This is a genomic window from Alkalinema sp. FACHB-956 (genome assembly GCF_014697025.1).
Lineage (GTDB): Bacteria > Cyanobacteriota > Cyanobacteriia > Leptolyngbyales > Leptolyngbyaceae > Alkalinema.
The window spans coordinates 416,432-439,400 of sequence record NZ_JACJRC010000002.1 but is presented as its reverse complement, the minus strand read 5'-3'; the positions used below and the strand labels follow the sequence as shown (position 1 = coordinate 439,400).

Sequence of the window (22,969 nt, the reverse complement as noted above, 5' to 3'; positions counted from 1 at the left end):
CCAGTGTTGGAAAATGTTCTGCGAGTCATTCCTTTCAAAATCGACATTTTGGGCGAGCGAATTGCAGATTGTCGGGAGAGTTCAGCGGATAGGCTGAGTACAAATTTTCTAGTCTGACCTAGGAGCTTGTGCGTTCGATCGTCCTGTGTTTGATTGTTGTGCAAGGGGCTAACCCACCTCCCAATACTTCAACTAATTTGCGGGCAATGCGCTGGGCTGCCCCCGGTTCCCCCATGCGACGGCGACCATTTTCAGCGATCGTGCGGAGACCATCGGGATTATTGAGCAAGCGGTACAGCGCATCACCGACCTGCTGGGGATGGGCAACGCACTGGACAGACCCTCCCAGCAATCGGGTTTGGGCTTCGGCAAAGGCGGGGGTGAACTGCGGCCCCGCACCGGGAAGGGTGATGACGGGTTTCCCAAGCCCCACAAATTGTTCCGTGGCCGTCCCCGCGAGGGCGATCGCGCAATCGGCTCGCTGGGCGTACTCGGCAAATTTCCCGACCGATAATTTCAGGGTGGATTGGGTTTCGCCCCAGCCGACTGTAAAGGTGTCGCCCAAGGTGTCAAAGGTGTCGCCCAAGGTGTCGTCTTCGATCGCTTGCCAGCGGGCTTGCTGGAGGGTTTGGCCCAGGATCTGACGCTCTAAACTGGGGGCGATCGCGGCTAAAAAGGTGATCGATCGGCCCAGTTTGGCCATGACATCATTGGCAGCGGAGAGGAGTAATTCCCAGTTGGCGTAGGCTTCGGGGGCACGGGATCCCGGCAAGAGCAGAATTTTCAAGGTTTCGCGATCTTTCAAGGTTTCGCGATCGTCGGCTACCAGGGATTCCGGCGCATTGGGCTTCTCCCTCAAGTCCATCATGGGATTACCCAAGTCATAGGCTCGGATGCCAAAGCGTTGTAGGGTTTCCGCTGTCAGGCGATCGCGGGGAAAGACGGCGACGCAGTTAGGCCGTGCCATCAGCCAGCGCTCCCAGGGATAGTAGACTGAACCTGTCGCGATCGCGAATCGATCGTCCCACCAGGATTTACGCGGTAACCAACCCGTTTCATCCCGCAGATAATATTCCGATTTCGCCGTTCCTATAAAGGCAAAGGGTAAGCCACTCATCCAAGCAAAGAGCATGGGAACAATATCCCCCACTGCCAGTACCAGGGCGGGTTCTCCGCGATTCGCTTTGGCCCAACGCTGTACCGATCGAATTTGTTCTAGCGTTAACTTTAGCAATCCTCCTTGGATATCCCGCGCTAGTTGTTTCCCGTCCATATAGATAAATCCACCGGAGGGCATTTGCTGCACTTTGCCAATTAATGGAAATCCTGCTTGGGTATAGGCATGGCCTTCGCCGACGATCGGCAAAACTTCGATCGTGGGGGGGGTTTGGGCAGTGGGGTTTGGGGGGGAGGGCTGGGGCAGGTTTTGCAGGGCTTGCAGGATGCGGAGGGCAATGCCATCCTCACCATGACCGTTACTGAGGCAAAGGAGTCGCATGGGTGATTGGGACGATCGATCGCTTCTATTTTAAGGCGTGGGAGGGCTGAGAGGAGAAGAAGGCGATGGTCGAGGATTAATTCGTAACAGCTAAATTCACGATCGATAAATCAGCAACAATCCCGAAGTGATCGGAGGGATAGAGGTTTCTGTCTTGGGCAGGTTGGGTGAGAATTAACCGACAATCTTGAACTTGCCAAGCAGAACTGACAAAGATGTAATCTAGCGTGCCTTTCCAGGGGATGAAAGTGCGGTTGAATAGGAATGTGCGTAGACTGCGATATAGCCATTCGCGTAAATCCCAAGGCGCGATCGGCGGGGGGCAGGTATAGTCTGGTTCTCGGCCATGGTAGGCTGCATAGGCAGAAGTGAAGCGTTGTCGCATCTGTTCGATCGCAGATGTTTCCGGTGTTCCGTTAAAGTCCCCCACTGCGATTACGGGTTGATCACCGACCTGTAATTCTAAATAATCCAACACTGTTTGAATTTGCCGATCGCGCTCCGGATGGGAACCCGGATGCCAGTAGTAATGGCCATTGCACAATACAACAGGTTGATTATTGATCATCACAGTGACAACTTGGGCCAGTCGGCCTTGACTCTGTAAATCGATCGCGGCCTGTTGGACAAAGGGATAGCGACTTAAAATCGCAATGCCATAGGTAATTCCAGGGTGATCCGCCGCAGGAAAGGGCACGGTGTAAACGTAGGGCATTCCCAATTGTTCCGCCAGCCAGTCGCCCGTATTCTGCACCAAGTTCACTTCTTGGAGTGCAATCAGATCCGCCTGTTCTGCGGCCAACCCCTGGACTAAGAGTTCCCGGCGGTGTTCCCAGTCCTCTAATTTGAACAAGATGTTGATTGTAATGACTTTCACCATACAGGCTGGCAAGAAACAGACTGGTAAAAATAGGCTGGCAAGAATCGTGCTGACTTCATTCTAGGCCGGGGGAAGATCGATCGAGAATAACGTCTCACCCCAGAGATTGCGTAAGGTAACCGTCATTAAGCCAGAATCCTGGGCAATTTTGACGGTGCCGAAAAACTGTTGCCCCTGACTGGGCGGTTGATTGATCTGGACGGTGGGTGCAGCGGTTTGGAACTTGACCTGTGGCCCAAAGGTGTTATCCAGCGGATTGGGGCCAAAATTGCCAGCGTTCAACGGCCCCGCCACAAATTCCCAAAAACCATGGAAATCCTGGAACTGCGCCCGATCGGGGTCATAGTAATGGGCCGCAGCGTAGTGCACATCGGCAGTCAGCCAAACGGTATTGCGAATGTTCTGCTGCTTGATAAATTTCAGTAAATCTGCCAGTTCTAATTCCCGACCCAATGCAGGCCCAGCCCCATTGGCTAAATTTTCAAAATCCGTTTTCCCATCAGCAACCACTAATCCCAAGGGCATGTCAGCAGCAATAACTTTCCAGGTGGCGCGGGATTGTTTCAACCGTTGTTTGAGCCATTGAATTTGTTGATTCCCTAGAAAGGCAGTATCCGGCCCCATAACGGTTTGGCGGTTGGGATTATTGGCACCGCGATAACTGCGCATATCTAGCATGAATATTTCTAAATGCTTCCCGTAGAAGAACGATCGCTCAATTTTTTGCTGCCGTACAAACTCCGATCGTAGGGGCGAATATTCCAAAAACGCTTGCTTGGCGCGCTGAGCCAGGACGGCCACGTTTTTGACGGTGTAGCGACTGTCGTCCAGAATTTCTGTGGGATACCAGTTATTGACAACTTCATGATCATCCCACTGCATTAGTACCGGAACTTCCGCATTAAAGCGCCGCACATTTTCATCTAACAGGTTGTAGATAAAATTGCCCCGAAATTCCTGAAGCGTTTCTGCGACCTTAGATTTTTCCGGTGTGGTCAGATTTTTCCAAATTCTTCCATCCTCCAATTTCACTTCCGCTTGGATGGGATTATCGGCATAGATCGTGTCGCCGGAGTGGATGAAGAAATCCGGTTTCAGTTGGCGCATCGTTTCATAGATTTTCATGCCGCCAAATTCGGGATTGATACCCCAGCCCTGCCCCGCCGTATCGCCCCCCCAGGCAAAGAAGATATCCCGCCGACTGTTGGGGATTTGTAACTGCCCGATCGCGGGTTCGCTGAGAATTTTGGGCTGATCCAGGTCTTGGAACTGCACTCGGTAGAAAATGGGTCGATCGGTGGGCAATTGAGACAAGACCACGCGACTGGTGAAATCCTGGCTGGCCTGAGCCACCTCACCGTAGACCAAGCGCGATCGCCGGAAATCCGGTTCTAGCGAGAGTTCCACCCGCATCCGACTCAGCCGATCGGCCCGACTCCAGACCACCGCCCGACTGCCCCCCACATCTCCACTCATCACCCCGTAGGGAATTTGAGGCCGACTCCGTTCTGAAGGAATAACAGCAGGGGCAGACAAGCCCGATCGCTGGGTTCCGAGGGAAGCCGTCACCACACTGGCTCCTGCAAAAAGGGTCGATCGAAGAAACTGGCGGCGATTGAACTGGGGATGATTGAACCGGGCTTGAGAACGGGACATAACGGCGGGATATCCAAAGTAGGAAGTGGACAGTGGGCTAGACAGTGAGCTAGACAGTGAGCTGGGCAGTGTACTGGACAGTGGGCTAGATGGGCAGTGGGCAGCAAACTCTTTCAACGCTCCTAGGTTGCAGGACAAGATCCATGGGCTAATCAGCCTGGGTTGTCTACCCTACGGTTTAACCTACGGACGGATAAGAATTGCATCCGATTAAATTTCAAGTTGAATTTCAACAGATTATCCTCCCTCGGTTAAGAAAATATATTTTTTAATCAAGGAAAATACTCGAAAGTTTGTTAAGCTCGTAAGTCCATTCGATCGTGAATTCCGTACTGGACACGGGCCGATTTGCTATGGTTAAACTAAATGTAAATAAGTGTAAAGAAATCCTGCGAGAGGTAACGAATGGTAACGATGCCAGTGTCCCAAGTCCGCAGCACGTCTTCCAGCGTCGGCGGTGCCGATCCCGATCGCTTTGATGTCAAGGAAGCCTGGTATCCCGTTTTTTATCTGACCGATCTGGACAAAACCAAGCCCATGCCTTTTACGCTGCTGGGGATGGATTTGGTGATTTGGTGGGACGGTTGGGCCAAGGCTTGGCGCGCCTTTGCCGATCGCTGTCCCCATCGCCTCGTCCCCCTCTCGGAAGGCCGGATTAATGAGGATGGGTTATTGGAATGCCCCTACCATGGTTGGAGCTTTGCAGGTTCGGGCGATTGCAAGAATATTCCCCAGCAAAATGAAGGGGGGCAGGCAGAAACCTCGCGGCGGGCCTGTGTGAGATCGTTCCCGACGGCGGAAAAGCAAGGATTATTGTTCGTCTACGCAGGACAACCGGACAATGCTGAGAATGCTCCTGTTCCCGCGATCGATCCTTGGGAAGAAGGCACGGAAGGATGGGTTTGCTTGGATATCTTTCGCGATCTCCCCTACGATGCTGCAACGTTACTGGAAAACGTCTTAGATCCAAGCCATCTGCCCTACACCCACCACAACACGGTCGGCAAGCGCAGTAATGCCTCTCCGGTGGAGTTAGAACTGCTCACATCGGATAAATGGGGCTTTACCGGAACCTGGAAGGAAGGCCCTCGGCGCGGCAAATTGGGTTCCCAGGACACGATCTTTATCGCGCCCAATTTAATGTGGCATGACCTCACGTCTAAGCAGTTTGGTCGCACAATTACGGCAGTCTATGCAACCCCCATTCGCAAAGGGGAATGTCGATTATTTGCCCGGTTCCCATTCAAGTTCCCCTCCAAGTTTCCAGCTTTGGCCATGAGTCTAACGCCGCGCTGGTTCTCGCACCTGGGACAAAATGCCATTTTGGAAGACGACCAAATCTTTTTGCATTGGCAGGAACGGATTTTAGCGACAGAAGGGGGCAGTGAGCAGTTTTCCCGCGCGTTTTACATGCCAACCAAGGCCGATCGCTTTGTGTTTGAGTATCGTCAATGGTTTAACCAATACGAAGCGGAACCCTTTCCCGGTGAAGCCTTGCCACCCCGTCTCAACCGAGAAGCCTTGCTCGATCGCTACCACTCCCATACAGAACATTGCGCGAGTTGTCGATCGGCGTTGGCACGGGTACAGCAATTGCGTCAGGGTTGTGTAGCGATCGCTGGCTTGGCGATCGTGGGAACGACCCTCTGGCAGAATGCGTTATTGGCGGGTTTAACAATTGTGTTAGGAGCGGCGTGGTACGGTTTGGGTCAACTGGAACAACGGTTTTACCACGGTCGATCGATTCCTCCGAGAAATTTACCAGAGAAGAGCTAAATCTACATCGGGTTGCTTTAGCGCGAGACTATCATTCGCCGCAAACATCTCGCTAAAATGATGGTCGATCGAACCCCTAACCGCAGTTAATCACACTACAGTTAGGGGTTTTTGATCGATTGCTTGATGGAGAGGATTGATGATTCAAGTTGGAGGATTCAATTAAGTTTGTTTTCGGATGGGAAGCATCCAATTATCTTTTTGATTCAGTTCATGCCGTTGGCCTTGGCTCAGCAGCCATAACGTTGTGCGGGTACGGAAACGGCCAATGACAATACGATCGCCATTCTCCCCAGCCTTGCTATCAACCACTTTTACCACAGAGGCATGGCCACAATATTGTTTTTGCCCTTGGTCAACCGCCACCTGAAAAAAGGAACTGGGCTCATACCCCGCAGGCACTTTAAAAAAGCCATAGACATGATGACGCCCTCGCCAAGGTTGTACGACAACTCTTTCTGGTTTGATGCTGGTCAAATCCCCGGCAGTTGTCTTGTCTGCTATTACCGAGGGGGCTAGTTCCAAAGTAGTCTGTTTAGACCGCACAGTTTGATCCCCGGATGACGGATGGAGGCTTTCTTGAACCACTTGACGGAGGTGCTTTGCTAAGGCGTGATCATCCACTGACTCGTCAGCTGACTCGTCAGCAGTAATCATTTCCACGTCTGGGGCAAAGTCTGTCTCTGGAGGGCATTTGGAAATAGCTTGAAGCCTATGGGGGACGATCATACTTCCCGCCACTAGGCTCGAGATTGTGATGAATCCAAGAAAGGTATACATCAATTGAAAGTGTTGACGATTTGGTAGCATGACAGCTTGATTCGGATTGTCAGGTGGAGCAACAGAGAGCGATGAGCTTGATTCTTAAGGTACAGGACAGATGTTACCTGGGTATGGCAGCCCCATCTCAACTTTATAAATCCCTGCAATGTCTCAAAATCACCGATCGAACTCTTGATGACCCGGTATTTCAGCGTAAAGGCTCAAACGTATACAGCCAAAATTATCGAACACCACAAAACAGACATCTTCGATAATGGTTAGTTTTTATACGCAGGGTGACACGTTCCGTTTTGAGATTTTGTTAGGCCCAGTGCAAAGGGACGATCGTCCCTGACGACTGATGATTCCCTGATTCAGGGAATCTGATGAATTGATCAATGTTTTGGTATTTTAAAGTGAAATACTGAATTCTAGAATTTTACGTTCGATCGTCCAACCCTTAGACTATGGCAGACTTTGAAGTGACTCCGGAACTACTCAAAACCATCGAAATTCTCGAAGGACTAGAAATTTTGCTTGAACAAGCGCCTACTCCTGCAATTTCTGAGATTTTGCAAGAAGCATGGCTGCAGGTAACTCGTACCTTTCCTGAAGATTTTCAAGAAGCGACCTGTGATGATGCCGGAGCTGAGGGATTACGGCGCTATCTGAGAGTTAAAGCTGCCTTTTCTGACCCAGGAACGACCACCCTCAGTTGGGAGGATTTACAAGACTATTATCGTCATCGCTTACCGATCGAGTTAGATGACACCGATGAAGACAAATAACTTGCCCCGAATGCAAGAATTAGGTTGCGTGCAAAAGCTAGGTTCAGTGCAAAAGATTAGCTAAAATTCCTTGCAGAATTAGCACTCTTAAATAACAAGATTTTTTTCCAACTGTGCCAGCTTGAAACGGGCCAAAGCCAGATTTCCTTTTTCCCGATCGAGCACAAGATAGAAAAAGAGCCCTTCAACCGCTTGGGTTAGCCGAATCAAATAATACTGGCTTGTCAGAGTAATGAGAATATCTTCAATTCGATCTATGCATCCCACAGCGCTAATGGGGCGATCCTGAACTGCTGGGTCTTGTCAAAATTCCCTGGGAAGGGCTGAAAAAGAGTGCTATTAGAAATAAGCTGGAGGATACTAAGACGATCGCGGGCCCAGACGGTAGATTGTTGTAGTAACTAATGTATACACCTGCCAAGCTGGAAAGAATGCCTAAGAGTGCTCCAACCCCCATCATCTGATGTAACTCAGTGGTTAGTAAATAAGCTGTCAGTGCTGGGCCAATTAATAACGCAATGACAAGGATTACGCCCACAACTTGCATACTGGCAATGATGGTGAGGGTGATTGCGGCCATGAATGCTAAATGCAATAGATTGACAGGTAATCCCAGGGCTTGTGCTCCTGTTCGATCGAAGGTAAAAAACAGCAGTTCTTTATAAAAAGCTTTGACCGCAACCAGAATAATGACAGCAATGATTAAGGTGCGAATAATGTCATGGCCTGTAACACTCAAAATATCACCGAAGAGAAAACTGTCTAAATCTAACTTATTTTTTAATACCGTAATTAGGATAATACCTAGGGCAAAAAAGCTGGAAAAGGTGAGTGCCATCGCTGCATCCACTTTGACGCGGGACTGCGATCGAATCCAGGCGATCAAAAACGAACCCAGCATTCCCGATGCAAAGGCTCCAAACATCATGTCGATGCCAAGAAAAAAGGAAAGCGACAAGCCCGGTAAAACGCAGTGTGCCATGACATCCCCTAAGAGTGCCATACGCTGCACAATCAGATAACTCCCCACCACTGGACAGAGAATCCCAATAATGACACTAATCGCTAGGGCATTCCGGATAAATTCATAGTGGAGGGGATCGGTTAATAGTTGCAGCATAGGTCAACATCAATAGGGAGTGCCAATGGGGAGCGATCACACATTAGAAACGATCGCACATTAAAAACGATCACACATTGGGAGCGATCGCTCCCAACCTCTCAAGCCATCTCACAGACCACTAGCCTGCCGAGTCAATTAGCAAAGCCATGAATTAGCAAAAAAGATTATCGCCTAAATCTGGATGCATGGACTGCATCCAAGCCCGACCATAGGCGTGTTTTAAATTATCTTGCGTCATCACCTGCTCTGGCGTGCCATCCGCGATGAGGCGTTGGTTTAATAGCAACATGCGATCGAGTTGATGCAGGGAATGCCCCCATTCATGGCTACTAATGAGGAGAATTTTGCCCGATCGGCGCAGTTGATCAAAAACCTGGAATAAGATCTCTTCCGTTACTGCATCAACGCCCGTAAACGGTTCGTCGAATAGAAAAATTTCTGCTTCCTGGGCCAAGGCCCGCGCTAAAAAGACTCGTTGCTGTTGCCCGCCGGATAGATTCCCAATCCGCCGATCGCGCAGATCCCACATCCCCACCTGTTCCAAGGCCCACTGGACTCGCTCTCGGGTCGATCGACCGGGACTGCGGAACCAGCCCAGTTTGCGGGTACGCGCCAACATCACCACATTCTGCACGGTAATGGGGTAATCCCAGTCAATCTGCGATCGTTGCGGCACATAGGCCACCTTTTCTAACTGCTGATGCAAGGGACAGGTACAGTAATGCACCTTGCCACTGGTCACGGGTACCAGCCCTAGCAATGCCTTCAGCATCGTGCTTTTGCCTGCACCATTCGGGCCAACCACCCCCACTAACTGTCCGGGGCCGATCTGAAATGTCACGGATTCTAGTCCTTTGACTCCGCGATAGTTGACCCCTAACTGGTGCACTTCTAGCATAGATAGCCTGCGGCAATAATGATTCTCATTGTAATGCTGCGATAACGATTCTCATTTTAGCGATACTCCGCCGAAAATGTTCTGAGGAAACCTAGAAATTTGTTGGGAAATTTCCGGGCTAGGATAGAGAACGGTTTAGAAGATTCCTGAATTCTGCTCTGCTGTTTTTCCGAAGTGGTTGCTATGCCTGTCGATCGATCGTTTCTACCGCTGAATATTGCAGTGCTGACCGTGTCCGATACCCGCACGGAAGCCAGCGATCGCTCAGGACAATTGCTGGTCGATCGCTTGACGGAAGCAGGCCATCACTTGGCCGAAAAAGCCATCGTGCCCGATAACATTTACCAAATTCGCGCGATCGTGTCCCAATGGATTGCTGATAATCGCGTTCAGGTGATCCTCACGACAGGCGGAACGGGGCTGACTGGGCGAGATGGGACTCCGGAGGCGATCGGGCCACTGCTGGATAAAGCGATCGAAGGTTTTGGGGAACTGTTCCGCTGGATTTCCTACGCCGATATCAAAACGTCAACCATCCAATCACGGGCGATCGCCGGGGTGGCCAATGGCACCTACCTTTTCTGTTTACCGGGTTCGACCGGAGCTTGCCAAACCGCCTGGGATCACATTCTCAAGGATCAACTTGATGCCCGCCATCGCCCCTGCAACTTTGCCGATCTCCTACCACGCTTGACTGAGTTGTAATTTCTAAAGCTGCAACCAAGTTTCGATCGGGTCAGTGGACTTGACCACATGCATTCCCGCCTCAGCAAACCGTTGGTAAGCCGCATCAGCCTGCTCAGAAAAATCCACCACCCCCGGCACCACCACCGGAGACGCACAATCCTCTAAGAGATATACCTTGCTGGCCAACTTGGGATCCCGCAGTTGAATTTCATTCAGCAAATCCGCGATCGTCCAAGCCACACAATGACTTTTAGCCTGTCCCGCAATAATCACTGCGTCGTAGTCCAACAACTTCTGGATTAACGATGTATTTTTTTGGGCGATCGGGCGACCATTGGCCCCATCCAACACCTCAGGCCGCAACACGGAATAGTTTTCAGTCAATGGATTACTGCCCTTCAGTTCAAATTGGGTTTGGGCACTGCGAGCCATGCAGTGGAAAAAGCACGCTTCCTCAAAGGCCGACACCAGCGCATGGCCAATTCCCCCCAGCATCGAGTGATAACACCAAATCGTCAGGGGATATTTGCCATCTTCAGTTAACTGACGGGTGTAGTGCAGAGCGTGCTGTTGCAACGTTTCCAGATCCCCCTGGGCCACACTTGCAGCAATGTTGGGGTTAACGCGCCATTGGCCCGCCTCCACCTCCGCCAGCGTAATCATTGTCGCGACGGGTACCGGATGCTCACCCTGCTCATTCACCCAGAAAATCGGATGGAAAATCTGCATAGCGGTGTGGGTATCCATCGTGGGCACGATCGTGGTAATCGTCCCCAGGTTGCGATAGATAAACTCGCACAGCCGCTGGGTATCCTCCACCGCCCCCCGGCCAGAAGCCCCACCCACAAACAATTCAAAATCGGGAATGCAAAACGTATTCTGCACATCGATCGCCAATAAGCAAACCCGAGCAGCATCCGTACTAGAAGGAGCAATCCCCTGCTGCTTGGCCCACATCACCGCTTGGGAAGCCCGCTCTTGATAGGGAACACGCCACACCGTCCCCCCACGATCGGGCTGAAAAAACTCAGGAATGGGCAACGCAGACATAGATAGCTCCTTGGGCGTTCTCGATCGTGGGGCGATCGTCCATCCGGGCGATCGGGTCAATCGTCGTGATCGTCTGGATCGGGCTCAAACCGCACGATATCATCTTCGCCCAAATATTCCCCATTCTGGACTTCAATCATCACCAACGGAATCACCCCAGGATTTTCCACCTTATGGGGCAACCCCATCGGCACATAGGTGGATTGTTTTTGAAAAATAATTTTTTCCTCGCCGCCACAGGTGACTTTGGCAGTCCCTGCTACCACAATCCAGTGTTCACTGCGATGGTGATGCATTTGTGTACTGATGTGCTCACCGGGCGCAATTTCGATGCGATTAATCCGATAACGCTGACTTTCTTCCAGCAGTGTAACCGTTCCCCAGCGGCGGGTGCGGGTTGTGGCCGTTGGGGGCGTCATGGACGGACGCGGGAACTCCACGGGATGACTCATAGCTGCCTTTCCTTACAGGTATTAAAAATTCACTACCAGTATTCTACGAAGAACAATTTGATTGTTTCGATCGAAATCGTCGATCGATGACTCTAATCAACTGAAAAGAGTGAAAAACCCTCAATTAGTCCTAAAAGTCAAATCCTAGAAATCAAATCCTAGAAATCAAAATAGATGTACTTGGCGGCACCCTGAGGAGAAAACAGAAATACAGCGTACAGACAGAGGGGCACGAGTAATAGCTTTAGGTACCAGTTTAACTGCAATTTCAGCCCCTGGTGAAACAGGTAGGAGATCCCCATTCCCATTGTCAAAACCCCCAGACATGCCCAAATCTGTTGGGGGGAAATCCCTAGGGTTTCTTGGTAGATCTTAATGGCAAATTGAGGATCCGCTGCCTTACCCACCAGATTTTGCAGGGCGTAGATGGCATCCTTTAAGTTAGGAAGCCGGAAGAGAAGCCAGGATAGGAAGACAACGAGTTGCGTTGCCAGCCATGCGATCGTAATTCCGGGTAAACTTTGCCAAAACTGCCCCATCCACTCATGGCGTTTGGAAAACCCATCCACCAAACGATGCCCCACTAAGGCTAGACCATGGACTGTGCCCCAGACGATAAAGCCCCAGGTTGCCCCGTGCCACAACCCGCATAACACCATCACGAGCAGAAGGTTAAAACAAGTTCTTAGTAATCCTTTGCGGGAACCCCCCAGGGGAAAGTACAGATAATTCCGGAGCCAATCCCCTAAGCTCATGTGCCAGCGTCGCCAAAAACTCGCAATACTAGTGCTGAAATAGGGGAAATTGAAGTTTTGCGGCAAATTGAACCCCAGCAGCATGGCACTACCCCGCGCCACATCCACATAGCCGCTGAAATCAAGATACAGTTGGAACCCGTAGGCGATCGTGGTTAGCCAAATATCACCGCTGCCCGCCCGCGTTAGGTTGTCAAAGCTTAGGTTTACATAGGTGCCTAACCGATCGGCAATCAGTCCTTTTTTCACCGCACCACAGGCAATCAGCCACAGCCCTTCGGAAATTTGATCGGCATTGGGAAAGGTGAGCGATTGTAATTGAGTCACGAATTGTGGATAGCGGGTGATGGGGCCTGAGGTTAACTTTGGGAAAAACAGTTTGTAGGCGGAAAATCGCGCAAAGTTGCGTGACGCAGGCGCACCCCGATAGACATCGACCAGGTAGGAAATACATTCAAAGGTAAAGTAGCTGAGCCCGATCGGGGTTAGCAGACTCAAGTTTTTCCAAGCGGACTCTGTAAAGGCCAGATCGACTTTAAAGAGTTGGGCGATCGTAGAAGCCAGTAGCAAAACGACCGATTTAAAGCTCAGCAGCAAAAAGAGATTGAGGCCAATGCCGAGAACCAGTAACTTAATGCGACGACGGTTCCAGTCCTGCTGGGCAAATTGCCAATCCTCAATGCGCCAGTCGGGGGGAGATCCGATCGCACGCCCCAACTGGAAGGTGATCCAAGTCATGACCAGCAGCAAAGGAATATACTGAGCCTGGTTCACCACCTGGGAGCTATTCTCTACATATAGCGTGCCATAGAACATTAAACTGGCCAGCAACAGCACCCAAATTCGCAATTGGGGCTTCGGCAGCGTCCAGTAAACTCCAACAACCCCAAGCAGGAAAACGGCATAGGTTAGTGAAAGAAAGTTCATGGCCTATAGCACTACGAGTAGAGTGTAAGATGTTTCCATCTTTGGATATGTAGTGTACTCTAAATTTGCAAATCGATCGGCCAAAAGAACGATCGGCCAGAAATTGCTCGGCCACAAACTGATCAGCCACAAAGTTGGCTAGACCACAAAGTTGGCAAAAAAAAGCAGCCTTTAGGCTGCCGTCGGTAGTGCATGAGGTTTGAGTTACATGATGATGAACAAGAAATGATTCACTCCGGTTTCCGGATGATGGGGGGAAGCTATTGATCCAGATATTAAGATGATCTGAGCGTTTAGTAATCTGAGTCTTAAGTTTGGTGTTTTTTATTGCTGTGACAAAGCTATTGTCTCGTGAAATCACTGCTTAGATGAGAAAAAGTAGACAGTCTTTGAAGCGTCATAGCGCTTGAGGAGGGGTGAGACAGCGATTTTGCGATGGACAGTCAATGAACTGTCCCCTAATCGACAACATTCCCCTCAAAATGGGCAATATTGGGGTCAGCGTTCAACTGTCCCTGTGCCCCGCAACTGTCTTGTTGCAGGGCAATTTTATTATTAGAGGTTTATGAATTAGCGGCTAATGACTGGCGAATATTGAGACTATTGGGGGACTGCACAATTTCCTCGATTTCTACGTTTGCTTAGTCCCGCCATCTCTGACCTAGATTCAGTTACCTAGATTCAGCGACCTAGACCAAGTGACTCAGATTGGTCGAGCCGATCGTATACAACCCATTCGTATACAACCCATTAGCGCTCAGATGCTTAGCACAGCCACAGACTAGTCTCCCCTTCGCCGCAGGGCGGGAACTCATATGGTCAGCTGCGGATGCAGCGAACTCTCCCAGGCTAGCTGCTGCGATCGCAGTGGTTTCTGAGGATAAAGCAGAGGAGTTGGATGGATCACTGCTGCTTCCCGCTCGCAGTGCATTAGCTGTGACATAACTGGGGAGCGTATAGGGTTGTGCCGCACCATAGTTAACATTCCAGCCCAAGTCCCGGAGTGCCGCTAGCGTCATCTGACTGGTTGGGGTAGCGATGCCAATGCTCTCGGCATAGGGCGTCATGAGTTCTGTGTCAAACTGATACTCATCCCAATGTTGAAAGACCCCAGCTTCGATCGGAATAGCTGTGGGACTGTAGGTTCCTAGCAGTTCGCCGTAGGCCCAGGCTGCATAGGTATTCGCGTTATAGGTTGCCGTGGTTTTGTTGATGTAAGTTCGCCCCACCAGGGTAGAACTATTCCCCTGCCGAAATTCGACGGGTACCCACAGCGTTCCCAACCCTAACGCATGGGCAAATTCATGGATCATCAAACTGCGGAGATAGCTGGGGTTACTATTAAATTCTGCCAATCTCCGGGTGTTGATGGTAGCGTTGCCACTCACGATAAAAAGATTAGCCCAATCCGTGGTGACATTGGGGCCTGCGTAGGCAAGCAAATTATAATCACTCAGCTCCAGGCCCACGAGCTGAATATTGAGATTCTGATACTGGGTAATGGCACTGCGACTGGTTATGATATTGCTCCAGTAGCTAGCAGCCTCCGCGATCGCCTGACGAGCCGCAGTATTCAGGCCACCTGTACCCTCACCAAAAGTTACGTTTAAACTAAATTGCTGGTCATCTACTGCAGCAGCTCGAAAGTTCGTCGAGATGGCATAGCTGGCAGATTGGTTGTTGTAGCTATTAACTTGGAGATAGTAGGTTCCAGGGTTAAGAAAGCGGCGCAGGGATTCTCCACTGGTTCCCCGTTCCCATTGCCAAGCCAGAATTTCTCCAGAATCAACTTGGTCATTCCGATTAAGATTTTGAATGAGTTTGACATCAGCATCCCCGGTTAATCCCGTGAGATGGGCCGTGAAGATACCGGATTGCGTCACACTAAATTGATAGACGTCAGTGAGATCCCCTCCACTAACTCGTTGCGCTCGGAAAAACTGGGCTGTACTCTCTATCGTTGCATTGAGGAGAGCATTGCCTGCATCGGCTTCTTCCGGTTTAGGGCGAGAGAGAAATCCTACAATTTCCCAAGACTTGCCGACAACAGATTGGATGTCATACTTTTCCAGAACTGTGCTACCTTGCATGATCCAAAGACTATTGGATCCTGTGTTGTAATCTCGCCAAACTAAGTCTAGATGTCCATCTTGATTGAGATCATAGGTTCCAGCTAGGGTGGCGTTCGGTAAACCAGTTGGTAAACTCACGCCTTGAATAATTTGGCTACCTTGCATCACCCACCATTGGAGTGTGCTAGTGGCTTGGTGTTGCCATAGCAAATCCACAAAACCGTCACGGTTGAAATCTCCAGTGCTGACAATCTTCCACCCTGGATCAACTGTCGGTAACGCCACACTTCCAATGATCTGACTATCCTGCATGTACCACCAGGCATTGTTGCCTGTTGCAGTATTGCGCCAGAGAATATCCAATTTTTGATCGCCGTTAACATCTCCTGTTCCTGCGATCGTCCAGTTCAGATCGGATAGAGTTGGTAATGCAAAGGCACTGGAAAGGGTCTGGTTCTGAAGTATCCACCAAGCCATGGCTCCAGAGGGACTATGCCGCCAAAGGATGTCTGTTTCGCCATCCCGATCGACATCTCCTGTGGCAGCTACTTTCCAGCCTAGATCAGGCATCGTAAATAGGCCACCACTAATAACATTTGCCCCACTCATGCCCCAGCGAACGCCTGTTCCAGAGCCGGTTTCACGCCACAATAAATCAACAGAATAATTAAAGGGCGTGGACTGGCTCGTGCTGGATGAGTTGGCCAAACTGGACGCGCTGACTGAATTGTAGGATTCCAACATACGGAACTTCAGACCCTAAAAACCTAAAACGCAATGGCCATGAATCACGCTTCATCTATCAGAGCTACTCTTGAGCTAATGCGGGGACTATTTCAGTGGGACAAAACCCCAGTTCTAGGATTCAGGCAAACGCTTCCATTCACACTATCTGGCTAGAATTAAATGTAAGCCACGGTGATCTGTAGTTTGGTCGATTGCTGAACTGATTGGGTAGGACTCCACGAAAGCTCTGGTTGACTGAATTCTGGAAGCGATGATACTGAGTGAGCAATGGTTGGTGAGCAATGGTTTGTCTGAGAATATGTCTTCTGAAAAGATGTCTTCCCAATGACATTGGGTGCGACCCTGAATAGATGCAGTTGGTACTGTGCAGTTCTATGCAACGACCTAAGTGTATAAGGCTTAGGGCTTAAATGCCTAGAGGGATTGAATGACTAGGTTGTTTGTAATCGCTGGAGTAGGGGTTGATGAATCAGTCATGACTGAGTCTGGACTAAAAGGTGCCTTTGATTCAAGACAGGCATTCGTCTATGTCATGACTTGCCGCGGTGTTAAATCGCACCACGACTTAACCACTGTGATCTAACACATTGTCGGTTAATACATCGTCGGTTAATACATCGTCGGTTAATACATTGTCGGTTAATACATTGTTGTCTAGCACATTTGACTTAACGCATTTGTTATTGACCTGAAGGACGAAAGAACTAGTCATCTAGTCTTGCGATTGTAGACCCAGTGATTTCACCCTAAATACGCCATTTGACGATATATAACAGACAGTTACTAAGGTTGTTAGAAGGTCTATTAATGAGCTCTATATCCTACATTCCATCCTACAGAAAAATATCCGGAAAACCGGGGCCAAAGTTCTAAAGTTATAGTGATTGATCCCGGGATTTTAAATGAAGAAGTGATAAAGCTGATTGATTGCCCAACGCTAGACCCTGCCTAGAGACCAACATTTACAGCTAGGTTGAACTCGCGATCGAACATGCGAGGACTTGATAGCTTTCCGCTACTTTGACGCAGACTTTATGGGTTAAAACGATAAATTCCGTCGGTACGGTGGATTCCTTGGGTTAGACGACAGTTTGGTTAGGCGACAAAGCCCCTTCGCCCATCCATGATTTCAATCCTGTAGCTTGCCACTTTGGCACTGTTGTGCTGTGCGATTATTGTGCTGTGCGATCGTGACCGTTTTAGGCAAAGACGCGACTTCCGGTCTCCAGCAGTTCCCAGGATGCTGGGTGAATCAGTGCATTGCAACCATAGATTTTGGGCATTCCGAGCAGAGACATTTTCCGATTACAATGTAATCTTCTTGCAATCTTTCTTAATTTGTCTCAGAGCATCGCTATGTCCTCAGATTTGCAGACCGAGTTGGAACAAGCTGTCAACCGTCGCCGTAATTTTGCGATTATTTCCCACCCGGACGCAGGGAAGACGACGTTAACCGAAAAGCTGTTGCTGTACGGAGGTGCAATTCATGAGGCAGGTGCGGTGAAAGCTCGCAAGGAGCAACGTCATGCAACCTCTGACTGGATGGAAATGGAAAAACAGCGGGGGATTTCCATTACTTCCACCGTGCTGCAATTTGACTATAGCAACTACTACATCAATCTGCTGGATACCCCTGGACACCAAGACTTCAGCGAAGATACCTATCGCACCTTGGCAGCAGCGGATAATGCGGTGATGCTAATCGATGCGGCGAAAGGGTTAGAGCCTCAGACTCGTAAGCTGTTTGAAGTCTGCAAGATGCGATCGCTGCCGATTTTTACCTTTGTCAACAAGCTCGATCGACCGGGGCGGGGGCCATTGGAGCTGCTGGACGAAATTGAGAAAGAACTGGGGATGCAAACCTACGCGGTCAATTGGCCGATCGGCGGAGGCGATCGCTTCAAGGGGGTCTTCGATCGACGCAAGCGGCAGATCCATCTATTTGAACGGAGTCTCCACAATAAGCGCGTGGCCAAGGATACGATTTTGGAACTGGATGATCCAATGCTGGAAGACCTGTTGGAGCCAGATCTCTATGCACAATTTAAAGATGAGTTGGAACTCTTAGATGAGCTGGGCGGCGAATTGGATCCAGAAGCGGTGCATATTGGCCAGATGACGCCGGTCTTCTTTGGCAGTGCCATGACTAATTTTGGGGTGGAACTCTTCCTGGAGTCCTTCCTCGACTACGCCCTCAAACCCGGTGCCCACGAAAGTACCCAAGGTGAAATTGCTCCCACCTATCCAGAATTTTCGGGCTTTGTCTTTAAATTGCAAGCCAACATGGATCCCAAACACCGCGATCGGGTGGCCTTTGTGCGGGTGTGTTCCGGCAAGTTTGAAAAAGATATGACGGTTAGCCATGCCCGATCGGGGAAAACGGTTCGACTCTCCCGCCCCCAAAAGCTCTTTGCCCAGGATCGGGAAGTCATTGAAGAAGCCTATCCCGGTGACATCATTGGCTTGAATAATCCTGGTGTCTTTGCGATCGGGGATACGATTTATCTAGGTCAACGGCTGGAATACGAAGGCATTCCCTGCTTTTCCCCAGAACTGTTTGCCTTCCTGCGTAATCCCAACCCGTCCAAATTTAAGCAATTCCGCAAGGGTGTTTCTGAACTGCGGGAAGAGGGGGCCGTTCAGATTATGTATTCCGCCGACGAATCGAAGCGGGATCCCATTCTGGCGGCAGTGGGACAACTGCAAATGGAAGTCGTCCAGTTTCGGTTGCAAAACGAATACGGCGTCGAAACCCAACTGGATTGGTTACCCTACACCGTTGCCCGCTGGGTCGATGGAGGCTGGGATACCCTAAATGCTGCTGGGCGGCTCTTTAACACCCTGACGGTGAAGGATAGTTGGGAACGACCAGTCCTGCTGTTCCGTAATGAGTGGAACTGTCAGCAATTGGAAGGCGATCATCCTGAACTGAAGTTGAGCCGGGTAGCACCTGTTGTGTCTGGCAAGGAACCCATGGCGATTTAACGTCCCTGGGCTTCAAGTTTGCAGCCCAAATAGATCGTTTCGTGACAGTTCACCCCATTTAGCTCCTTTGGGTATCCTAAAGGGGCAAGTGATGGGGGCGCATGACCATGGCTGAAACATCGATCACACAATGCTTGGAGGCAGGATTCTCTGCCCTAAAAGAGAAAAACTATCCTCGGGCGATCGCGTTCCTAGAGCAGGTCATTCAGGATCCCAGGGCACAGGCGGAGCCAGCCCTACCGGAGTGTCTCAAAGCGCAAATGGGATTGGTCACGGCCTATAGCCAAATGGGACAGCACGATCGCGCGATCGACCTTGCTCAAAGACTGTTGCAGCAGGAAAATCCCAAGGTTCAACAATGGGCCGAGCGGCAATTGGCGGAGTTGGGTGCTTCATCAGCACCGCAATTGAACGATTTGTCTGACCCAGAGCTTCAGGAAACAGGATTTGTCCCCTTAGCGGTTTCCCCCTCTTCCCCTGGCGAAGGCCGCCGTCGTGTTGTGCTGCCTACGATGGATAATCCGCCGCCGCAAGCCTTATCGTCAGGGACTCCCGATACAACTTCAGCGAGTGGGATCTCTGCACGGTCGCCCTCGATGGATGTGGATATTAATGCAGAGCCATCCCGTGCAGAGTCTCCCCTGACAGCGACTTCAATGGCAGCCTTTTCCCCACCTTCTCAGGATGCTGAACCGTGGCCTCAACACTGGCAACAGGAACGGGCAACCAAGTGGTCAGCGTTGCCTCAACGATCGCTGTTGTCCCTAATCTTGGCCCAAATGAGTGTCCCGATCGGCTTAGTACTGATCCCGTTAGTCCTCTTTACAGCCAAATATCTGTGGGATGTTCTGCGCATCGGCTTTGCAACGCGCGTCTTGCGGTGGAGTCAAGTATTACCCAGTTGGGAATTTCCGGTTTGGTGGATTCTGCCCCTGTTGGTAATTTGCTATTTCGCATCCCCCTGGTTTTTAGATTGGATCCTACGACAGTTTTATGGCTTAAAACGCTTGGCCACGGGCACTCTGGCCCAATTTAGTCCAGAAAGTCATCGTCTGCTCCAACGCAGTTGCCAACAGCAAAACATGCCGATTCCCAGCCTTGGGCTCTTACCGATCGCGGTTCCTGTGGTCATGAGCTATGGTTTTTCGGCGAAAAATGCCCGCATTGTCATCAGTCAAGGCTGTCTCGATCGCCTAGAAGATGACGAGATTGCCGCGATCTATGCCGCTGAAATGGGGCACATTGTCCACAAAACCCTCGCAACCCTATCCTGGGTCACAACGGTCATTCAGGTTCCCTATCTGGTTTATTGGCAGGCCGCCGATATTGGGGATTGGGTCTTACAACGGGCAGAGGCGGTAGCGGGCCGCAAGGCTTGGCTCGCTGGATTGATTCGGATCCCTGCCTACATTCTGGCTGGGATTTCTGCCTTGGCCTATGGCTTATTTTGGATGTTCCGTTGGGCCGGATTGAAGCTGAGCCGCGATCGTGCGGCCTATAGCGATCGAATTGCCTGCAACCTGACAGGTAACCCGAATGGCTTGGCTCGGGCTTTAGCCAAATTAGCCATGGGCACCGCAGAAGCCGTTGAACAACGGGGGCATGTCGATCCCGTGCTCGAAAGTTTTGAACTGTTACAACCGCTAGGGTATCGATCGATCCTCTCCCTCGGCAGCGCATTGCCGTATTTATCTCCTACTCAGGTGCTGGCCTGGGAAACGAGTCATCCCTTACGGACTTGGCTCCAGCTGAATCAACCCAGCGCCTTTCTGGCCGATCGCCTGCGCAGTCTGATGACCTATGCCCAAACCTGGCAGCTACAACCAGACTTTACCCTCCCAGATCCCACAGCATTACAATCCCGCTCCCCCCAGTCCAAACCGCGTCCAGCCAATCTCTTTATAATAGCTGCACCTTTTTGGGGTGCCCTAGGGGGCTATTTGGTGGCAACTCTGGCTTGGGGACTGGGCTGGCTTGCCTTCCAACTGGGGCAATATCGACTGAGTTGGCTGGGCAGTGACTATGGGCTCTTGATGGGATTCCCCTTAATCGGTTTTGGCCTCGGTACCATTTGGCGATTTAACCGCTTCTTTCCCGAAATTCCCCTCTCGCTCCTCCGGAGTGGCCCCCCTGAACAACACGATCCATTACAGGAAGACCGTTGCAGTGAAGTGGCTGAATTTCTCCAAAATCCAACGCTGGATCCTCTACAGCCACAAAGGATTAAACTCCAAGGCCAATTGTTGGGACGTCAGGGGATTAGTAACTGGTTGGGACAGGATTTATGGTTACAGACGCCCCTAGGACTGGTGCGATTACATTACCTCTCTCAACTGGGGCCGATCGGCAATTGGCTCCGGCATCAGGATCGACCCAGCGATCAGGTTGGTCAACCCGTCACCGTGATTGGTTGGCTGCGGCGGGGGGCAACTCCTTGGCTGGATATGGAATGGTTACGCAGTCCCGCAGGGCGCAACAACGGCAGCCATCCCCTCTGGTCTACGATTGTGGCCATACTCGCGATCGTGGCGGGGCTCTACCTACTGCTGTAATCTGCGCCCGATTGGCTTGTGGCCGATCGGCTTGTACCCGATTGGCTTGCGCTCGATTGGTTCACCCCGATCGGCCATCGAGAATACCATCCGTCGATTTGTAACAAACAGTTGCAGTTTAACGGGCGAATATGTTACATTTCTTAACAAGGAGACTGAAAGTTCTGCGTCCAGGTTAGCCTCCATCGCTTTTGGGATTTGCCCTGTGGGATTTACCTCGTGGGATTTGCCCAGTTCGATCAGGTTGTCTTGAATGGTCTCGGTATCAGATATTTCTCCTCCCAACACAGCAAGCTTCGCCAGCCACCCGTATGGCTGGCTTTTTACTGCTAGAACGTCAGCAATAGGCCCTCGATCGCTGGGGATTGTGGCTGACAGGAGCTCTTCTATTTAGGAGAAATCTGTAAAACTACCTAGCTCTGAAGAAACCAGCATGCTACTTTATTGAATGGTTGATTTTTCAGTTAGAGTGGAGTCGTCTCTCGCCCTTGCTTCTGGCATTTGTCAAGGTGTCAATACACACCAAGACAGGGCTTTCAAGCCTTGTTTTCTCTTCGTTTATCAGGAATGTGAAAAGAACATTCAGAAAATTTGCAGGCGCAGTCTGAAAAAGGAAGAGGTCTTGGTAAGGTGGATAGAGAAAAGATGTCATGATGGTGGATGGGATTTAAGTCGTTTGCGAGCTAATTGAGGAATGTTACAAAACCGGACATGGTTTCGCTGAGGTTGAAGCTCCAGCCCGCCTTCTAGAATCCTCGCCTGAAACGCCCACAGTTATGAAACAGTTTTTTCTTTCAAAGTTCTGAGTCTGGAGGTCTTTTCCAATGTCTGTTCGTCTGTATGTCGGCAATCTGCCTGAGGATGTCAATCGCCAAGATCTAGAAGCGGTGTTTTCTGAAGCAGGAGTCTCCGCAAAACTAATTACCGATCGCAAAACTGGCAAATGTCGGGGCTTTGGCTTCGTAACTGTCAAAACCGATGAAGAAGCCGATCAATTCATTGAGAAATTCAATGGAGTCTCGGTGAAGGACAACGCCATCAAAATTGAAAAGGCGCTGCCTCGGTCTAAGGGCGATGATGCAGCGGAAGGCTCGGCTCCTGCGGCTCCTGCTTCTAACAACCGCCGGAACAAGGGTGGCAACAACAAAGGTGGCGGTGGTAACAATCGCCGTGTTGCTAGCACCTCCGATTCTGAAGGATTCCAGCCCGATCCTCGCTGGGCCAGTGACCTGGAGAAGCTGAAGCAACTACTAGCGGCTCAAACTACGGGTTCATAGGCAGGCTCGATCGAGGTCGATCGATAGGTCAATTCGAGCTATCGATGAAATTCATCGAATTTACCGTTTCCATTCCGGTGAAAC

Annotated in this window: 16 protein-coding genes; 6 read left to right on the top strand and 10 right to left on the bottom strand. The window is 50.5% G+C overall.

From position 1 onward, the window contains the following. Window positions 1-118 precede the first annotated feature (118 nt). The 3 genes from H6G21_RS05195 to H6G21_RS05185 all read right to left on the bottom strand — a co-directional run bounded on the left by H6G21_RS05195 (window position 119) and on the right by H6G21_RS05185 (window position 4,034). Window positions 119-1,498 (bottom strand): lipid-A-disaccharide synthase-related protein, encoded by a 1,380-nt coding sequence (locus H6G21_RS05195; protein ID WP_190571211.1) that lies wholly within the window; start codon window positions 1,496-1,498, stop codon window positions 119-121. A gap of 76 nt (window positions 1,499-1,574) precedes the next feature. After that, window positions 1,575-2,378 carry an endonuclease/exonuclease/phosphatase family protein gene (locus H6G21_RS05190; RefSeq protein ID WP_190571209.1) on the bottom strand — a complete coding sequence of 268 codons (804 nt, stop codon included), beginning with the start codon at window positions 2,376-2,378 and terminating at the stop codon, window positions 1,575-1,577. Between the two features lie 60 nt (window positions 2,379-2,438). Then, window positions 2,439-4,034: an alkaline phosphatase D family protein gene (locus tag H6G21_RS05185; protein WP_190571206.1), complete on the bottom strand. Its 1,596-nt coding sequence runs from the start codon at window positions 4,032-4,034 to the stop codon at window positions 2,439-2,441. A gap of 414 nt (window positions 4,035-4,448) precedes the next feature. On the opposite strand from H6G21_RS05185, the gene H6G21_RS05180 reads away from it, so the two are divergent. Beyond that, window positions 4,449-5,810 carry a Rieske 2Fe-2S domain-containing protein gene (locus H6G21_RS05180; protein WP_347277982.1) on the top strand — a complete coding sequence of 454 codons (1,362 nt, stop codon included), beginning with the start codon at window positions 4,449-4,451 and terminating at the stop codon, window positions 5,808-5,810. Between the two features lie 162 nt (window positions 5,811-5,972). Here H6G21_RS05180 and H6G21_RS05175 read toward each other — a convergent pair whose 3' ends face one another. Beyond that, the gene (locus tag H6G21_RS05175; protein WP_190571202.1) at window positions 5,973-6,467 is read right to left on the bottom strand and encodes a hypothetical protein; all 495 of its coding nucleotides are present in this window, start codon (window positions 6,465-6,467) and stop codon (window positions 5,973-5,975) included. A 572-nt stretch (window positions 6,468-7,039) separates the two neighbouring features. Between H6G21_RS05175 and H6G21_RS05170 the strand changes: the two genes are divergently transcribed. Next, entirely contained in the window at window positions 7,040-7,360 is a 321-nt protein-coding gene (locus H6G21_RS05170) for a hypothetical protein (protein ID WP_190571200.1), read from the top strand. Between the two features lie 271 nt (window positions 7,361-7,631). Here the strand turns inward: H6G21_RS05170 and H6G21_RS05165 are convergent, their stop codons facing one another. Together H6G21_RS05165 and H6G21_RS05160 are read right to left on the bottom strand one after the other, a co-directional pair. Further along, a complete protein-coding gene (locus H6G21_RS05165; protein ID WP_190571198.1) occupies window positions 7,632-8,480 on the bottom strand; it encodes a metal ABC transporter permease in 849 nt (282 codons plus the stop codon). 154 nt (window positions 8,481-8,634) lie between these two features. Next, complete coding sequence (locus tag H6G21_RS05160; RefSeq protein WP_190571196.1) at window positions 8,635-9,381, bottom strand: metal ABC transporter ATP-binding protein; 747 nt, start codon at window positions 9,379-9,381, stop codon at window positions 8,635-8,637. A gap of 183 nt (window positions 9,382-9,564) precedes the next feature. Between H6G21_RS05160 and moaB the strand changes: the two genes are divergently transcribed. Then, window positions 9,565-10,086: a molybdenum cofactor biosynthesis protein B gene (gene moaB / locus H6G21_RS05155; RefSeq protein WP_190571286.1), complete on the top strand. Its 522-nt coding sequence runs from the start codon at window positions 9,565-9,567 to the stop codon at window positions 10,084-10,086. A gap of 3 nt (window positions 10,087-10,089) precedes the next feature. Here the strand turns inward: moaB and H6G21_RS05150 are convergent, their stop codons facing one another. The 4 genes from H6G21_RS05150 to H6G21_RS05135 all read right to left on the bottom strand — a co-directional run bounded on the left by H6G21_RS05150 (window position 10,090) and on the right by H6G21_RS05135 (window position 16,068). Then, entirely contained in the window at window positions 10,090-11,118 is a 1,029-nt protein-coding gene (locus H6G21_RS05150; protein ID WP_190571194.1) for an isochorismatase, read from the bottom strand. A gap of 56 nt (window positions 11,119-11,174) precedes the next feature. After that, window positions 11,175-11,570 carry a phosphomannose isomerase type II C-terminal cupin domain gene (locus tag H6G21_RS05145; RefSeq protein ID WP_190571192.1) on the bottom strand — a complete coding sequence of 132 codons (396 nt, stop codon included), beginning with the start codon at window positions 11,568-11,570 and terminating at the stop codon, window positions 11,175-11,177. Window positions 11,571-11,728: 158 nt separating this feature from the next. Beyond that, on the bottom strand, window positions 11,729-13,252 hold the full coding sequence (locus tag H6G21_RS05140) for an MBOAT family protein (protein WP_190571190.1): 1,524 nt from the start codon (window positions 13,250-13,252) through the stop codon (window positions 11,729-11,731). A 689-nt stretch (window positions 13,253-13,941) separates the two neighbouring features. Continuing rightward, window positions 13,942-16,068 carry an FG-GAP-like repeat-containing protein gene (locus tag H6G21_RS05135; RefSeq protein ID WP_190571188.1) on the bottom strand — a complete coding sequence of 709 codons (2,127 nt, stop codon included), beginning with the start codon at window positions 16,066-16,068 and terminating at the stop codon, window positions 13,942-13,944. A gap of 1,359 nt (window positions 16,069-17,427) precedes the next feature. Here H6G21_RS05135 and prfC point away from each other — a divergent pair. The 3 genes from prfC to H6G21_RS05120 all read left to right on the top strand — a co-directional run bounded on the left by prfC (window position 17,428) and on the right by H6G21_RS05120 (window position 22,885). Further along, window positions 17,428-19,056 (top strand): peptide chain release factor 3, encoded by a 1,629-nt coding sequence (gene prfC / locus H6G21_RS05130; protein WP_190571186.1) that lies wholly within the window; start codon window positions 17,428-17,430, stop codon window positions 19,054-19,056. Window positions 19,057-19,163: 107 nt separating this feature from the next. Next, on the top strand, window positions 19,164-21,608 hold the full coding sequence (locus tag H6G21_RS05125) for a M48 family metalloprotease (RefSeq protein ID WP_190571184.1): 2,445 nt from the start codon (window positions 19,164-19,166) through the stop codon (window positions 21,606-21,608). Between the two features lie 824 nt (window positions 21,609-22,432). Continuing rightward, window positions 22,433-22,885 carry an RNA-binding protein gene (locus H6G21_RS05120; protein ID WP_190571182.1) on the top strand — a complete coding sequence of 151 codons (453 nt, stop codon included), beginning with the start codon at window positions 22,433-22,435 and terminating at the stop codon, window positions 22,883-22,885. Window positions 22,886-22,969: the final 84 nt, after the last annotated feature.

Coding starts and splice junctions, on each gene's coding strand:
- H6G21_RS05195 (WP_190571211.1), bottom strand. CDS start 1,498: ATGCGACTCCTTTGCCTCAGTAACGGTCATGGTGAGGATGGCATTGCC.
- H6G21_RS05190 (WP_190571209.1), bottom strand. CDS start 2,378: ATGGTGAAAGTCATTACAATCAACATCTTGTTCAAATTAGAGGACTGG.
- H6G21_RS05185 (WP_190571206.1), bottom strand. CDS start 4,034: ATGTCCCGTTCTCAAGCCCGGTTCAATCATCCCCAGTTCAATCGCCGC.
- H6G21_RS05180 (WP_347277982.1), top strand. CDS start 4,449: ATGCCAGTGTCCCAAGTCCGCAGCACGTCTTCCAGCGTCGGCGGTGCC.
- H6G21_RS05175 (WP_190571202.1), bottom strand. CDS start 6,467: ATGATTACTGCTGACGAGTCAGCTGACGAGTCAGTGGATGATCACGCC.
- H6G21_RS05170 (WP_190571200.1), top strand. CDS start 7,040: ATGGCAGACTTTGAAGTGACTCCGGAACTACTCAAAACCATCGAAATT.
- H6G21_RS05165 (WP_190571198.1), bottom strand. CDS start 8,480: ATGCTGCAACTATTAACCGATCCCCTCCACTATGAATTTATCCGGAAT.
- H6G21_RS05160 (WP_190571196.1), bottom strand. CDS start 9,381: ATGCTAGAAGTGCACCAGTTAGGGGTCAACTATCGCGGAGTCAAAGGA.
- moaB (WP_190571286.1), top strand. CDS start 9,565: ATGCCTGTCGATCGATCGTTTCTACCGCTGAATATTGCAGTGCTGACC.
- H6G21_RS05150 (WP_190571194.1), bottom strand. CDS start 11,118: ATGTCTGCGTTGCCCATTCCTGAGTTTTTTCAGCCCGATCGTGGGGGG.
- H6G21_RS05145 (WP_190571192.1), bottom strand. CDS start 11,570: ATGAGTCATCCCGTGGAGTTCCCGCGTCCGTCCATGACGCCCCCAACG.
- H6G21_RS05140 (WP_190571190.1), bottom strand. CDS start 13,252: ATGAACTTTCTTTCACTAACCTATGCCGTTTTCCTGCTTGGGGTTGTT.
- H6G21_RS05135 (WP_190571188.1), bottom strand. CDS start 16,068: ATGTTGGAATCCTACAATTCAGTCAGCGCGTCCAGTTTGGCCAACTCA.
- prfC (WP_190571186.1), top strand. CDS start 17,428: ATGTCCTCAGATTTGCAGACCGAGTTGGAACAAGCTGTCAACCGTCGC.
- H6G21_RS05125 (WP_190571184.1), top strand. CDS start 19,164: ATGGCTGAAACATCGATCACACAATGCTTGGAGGCAGGATTCTCTGCC.
- H6G21_RS05120 (WP_190571182.1), top strand. CDS start 22,433: ATGTCTGTTCGTCTGTATGTCGGCAATCTGCCTGAGGATGTCAATCGC.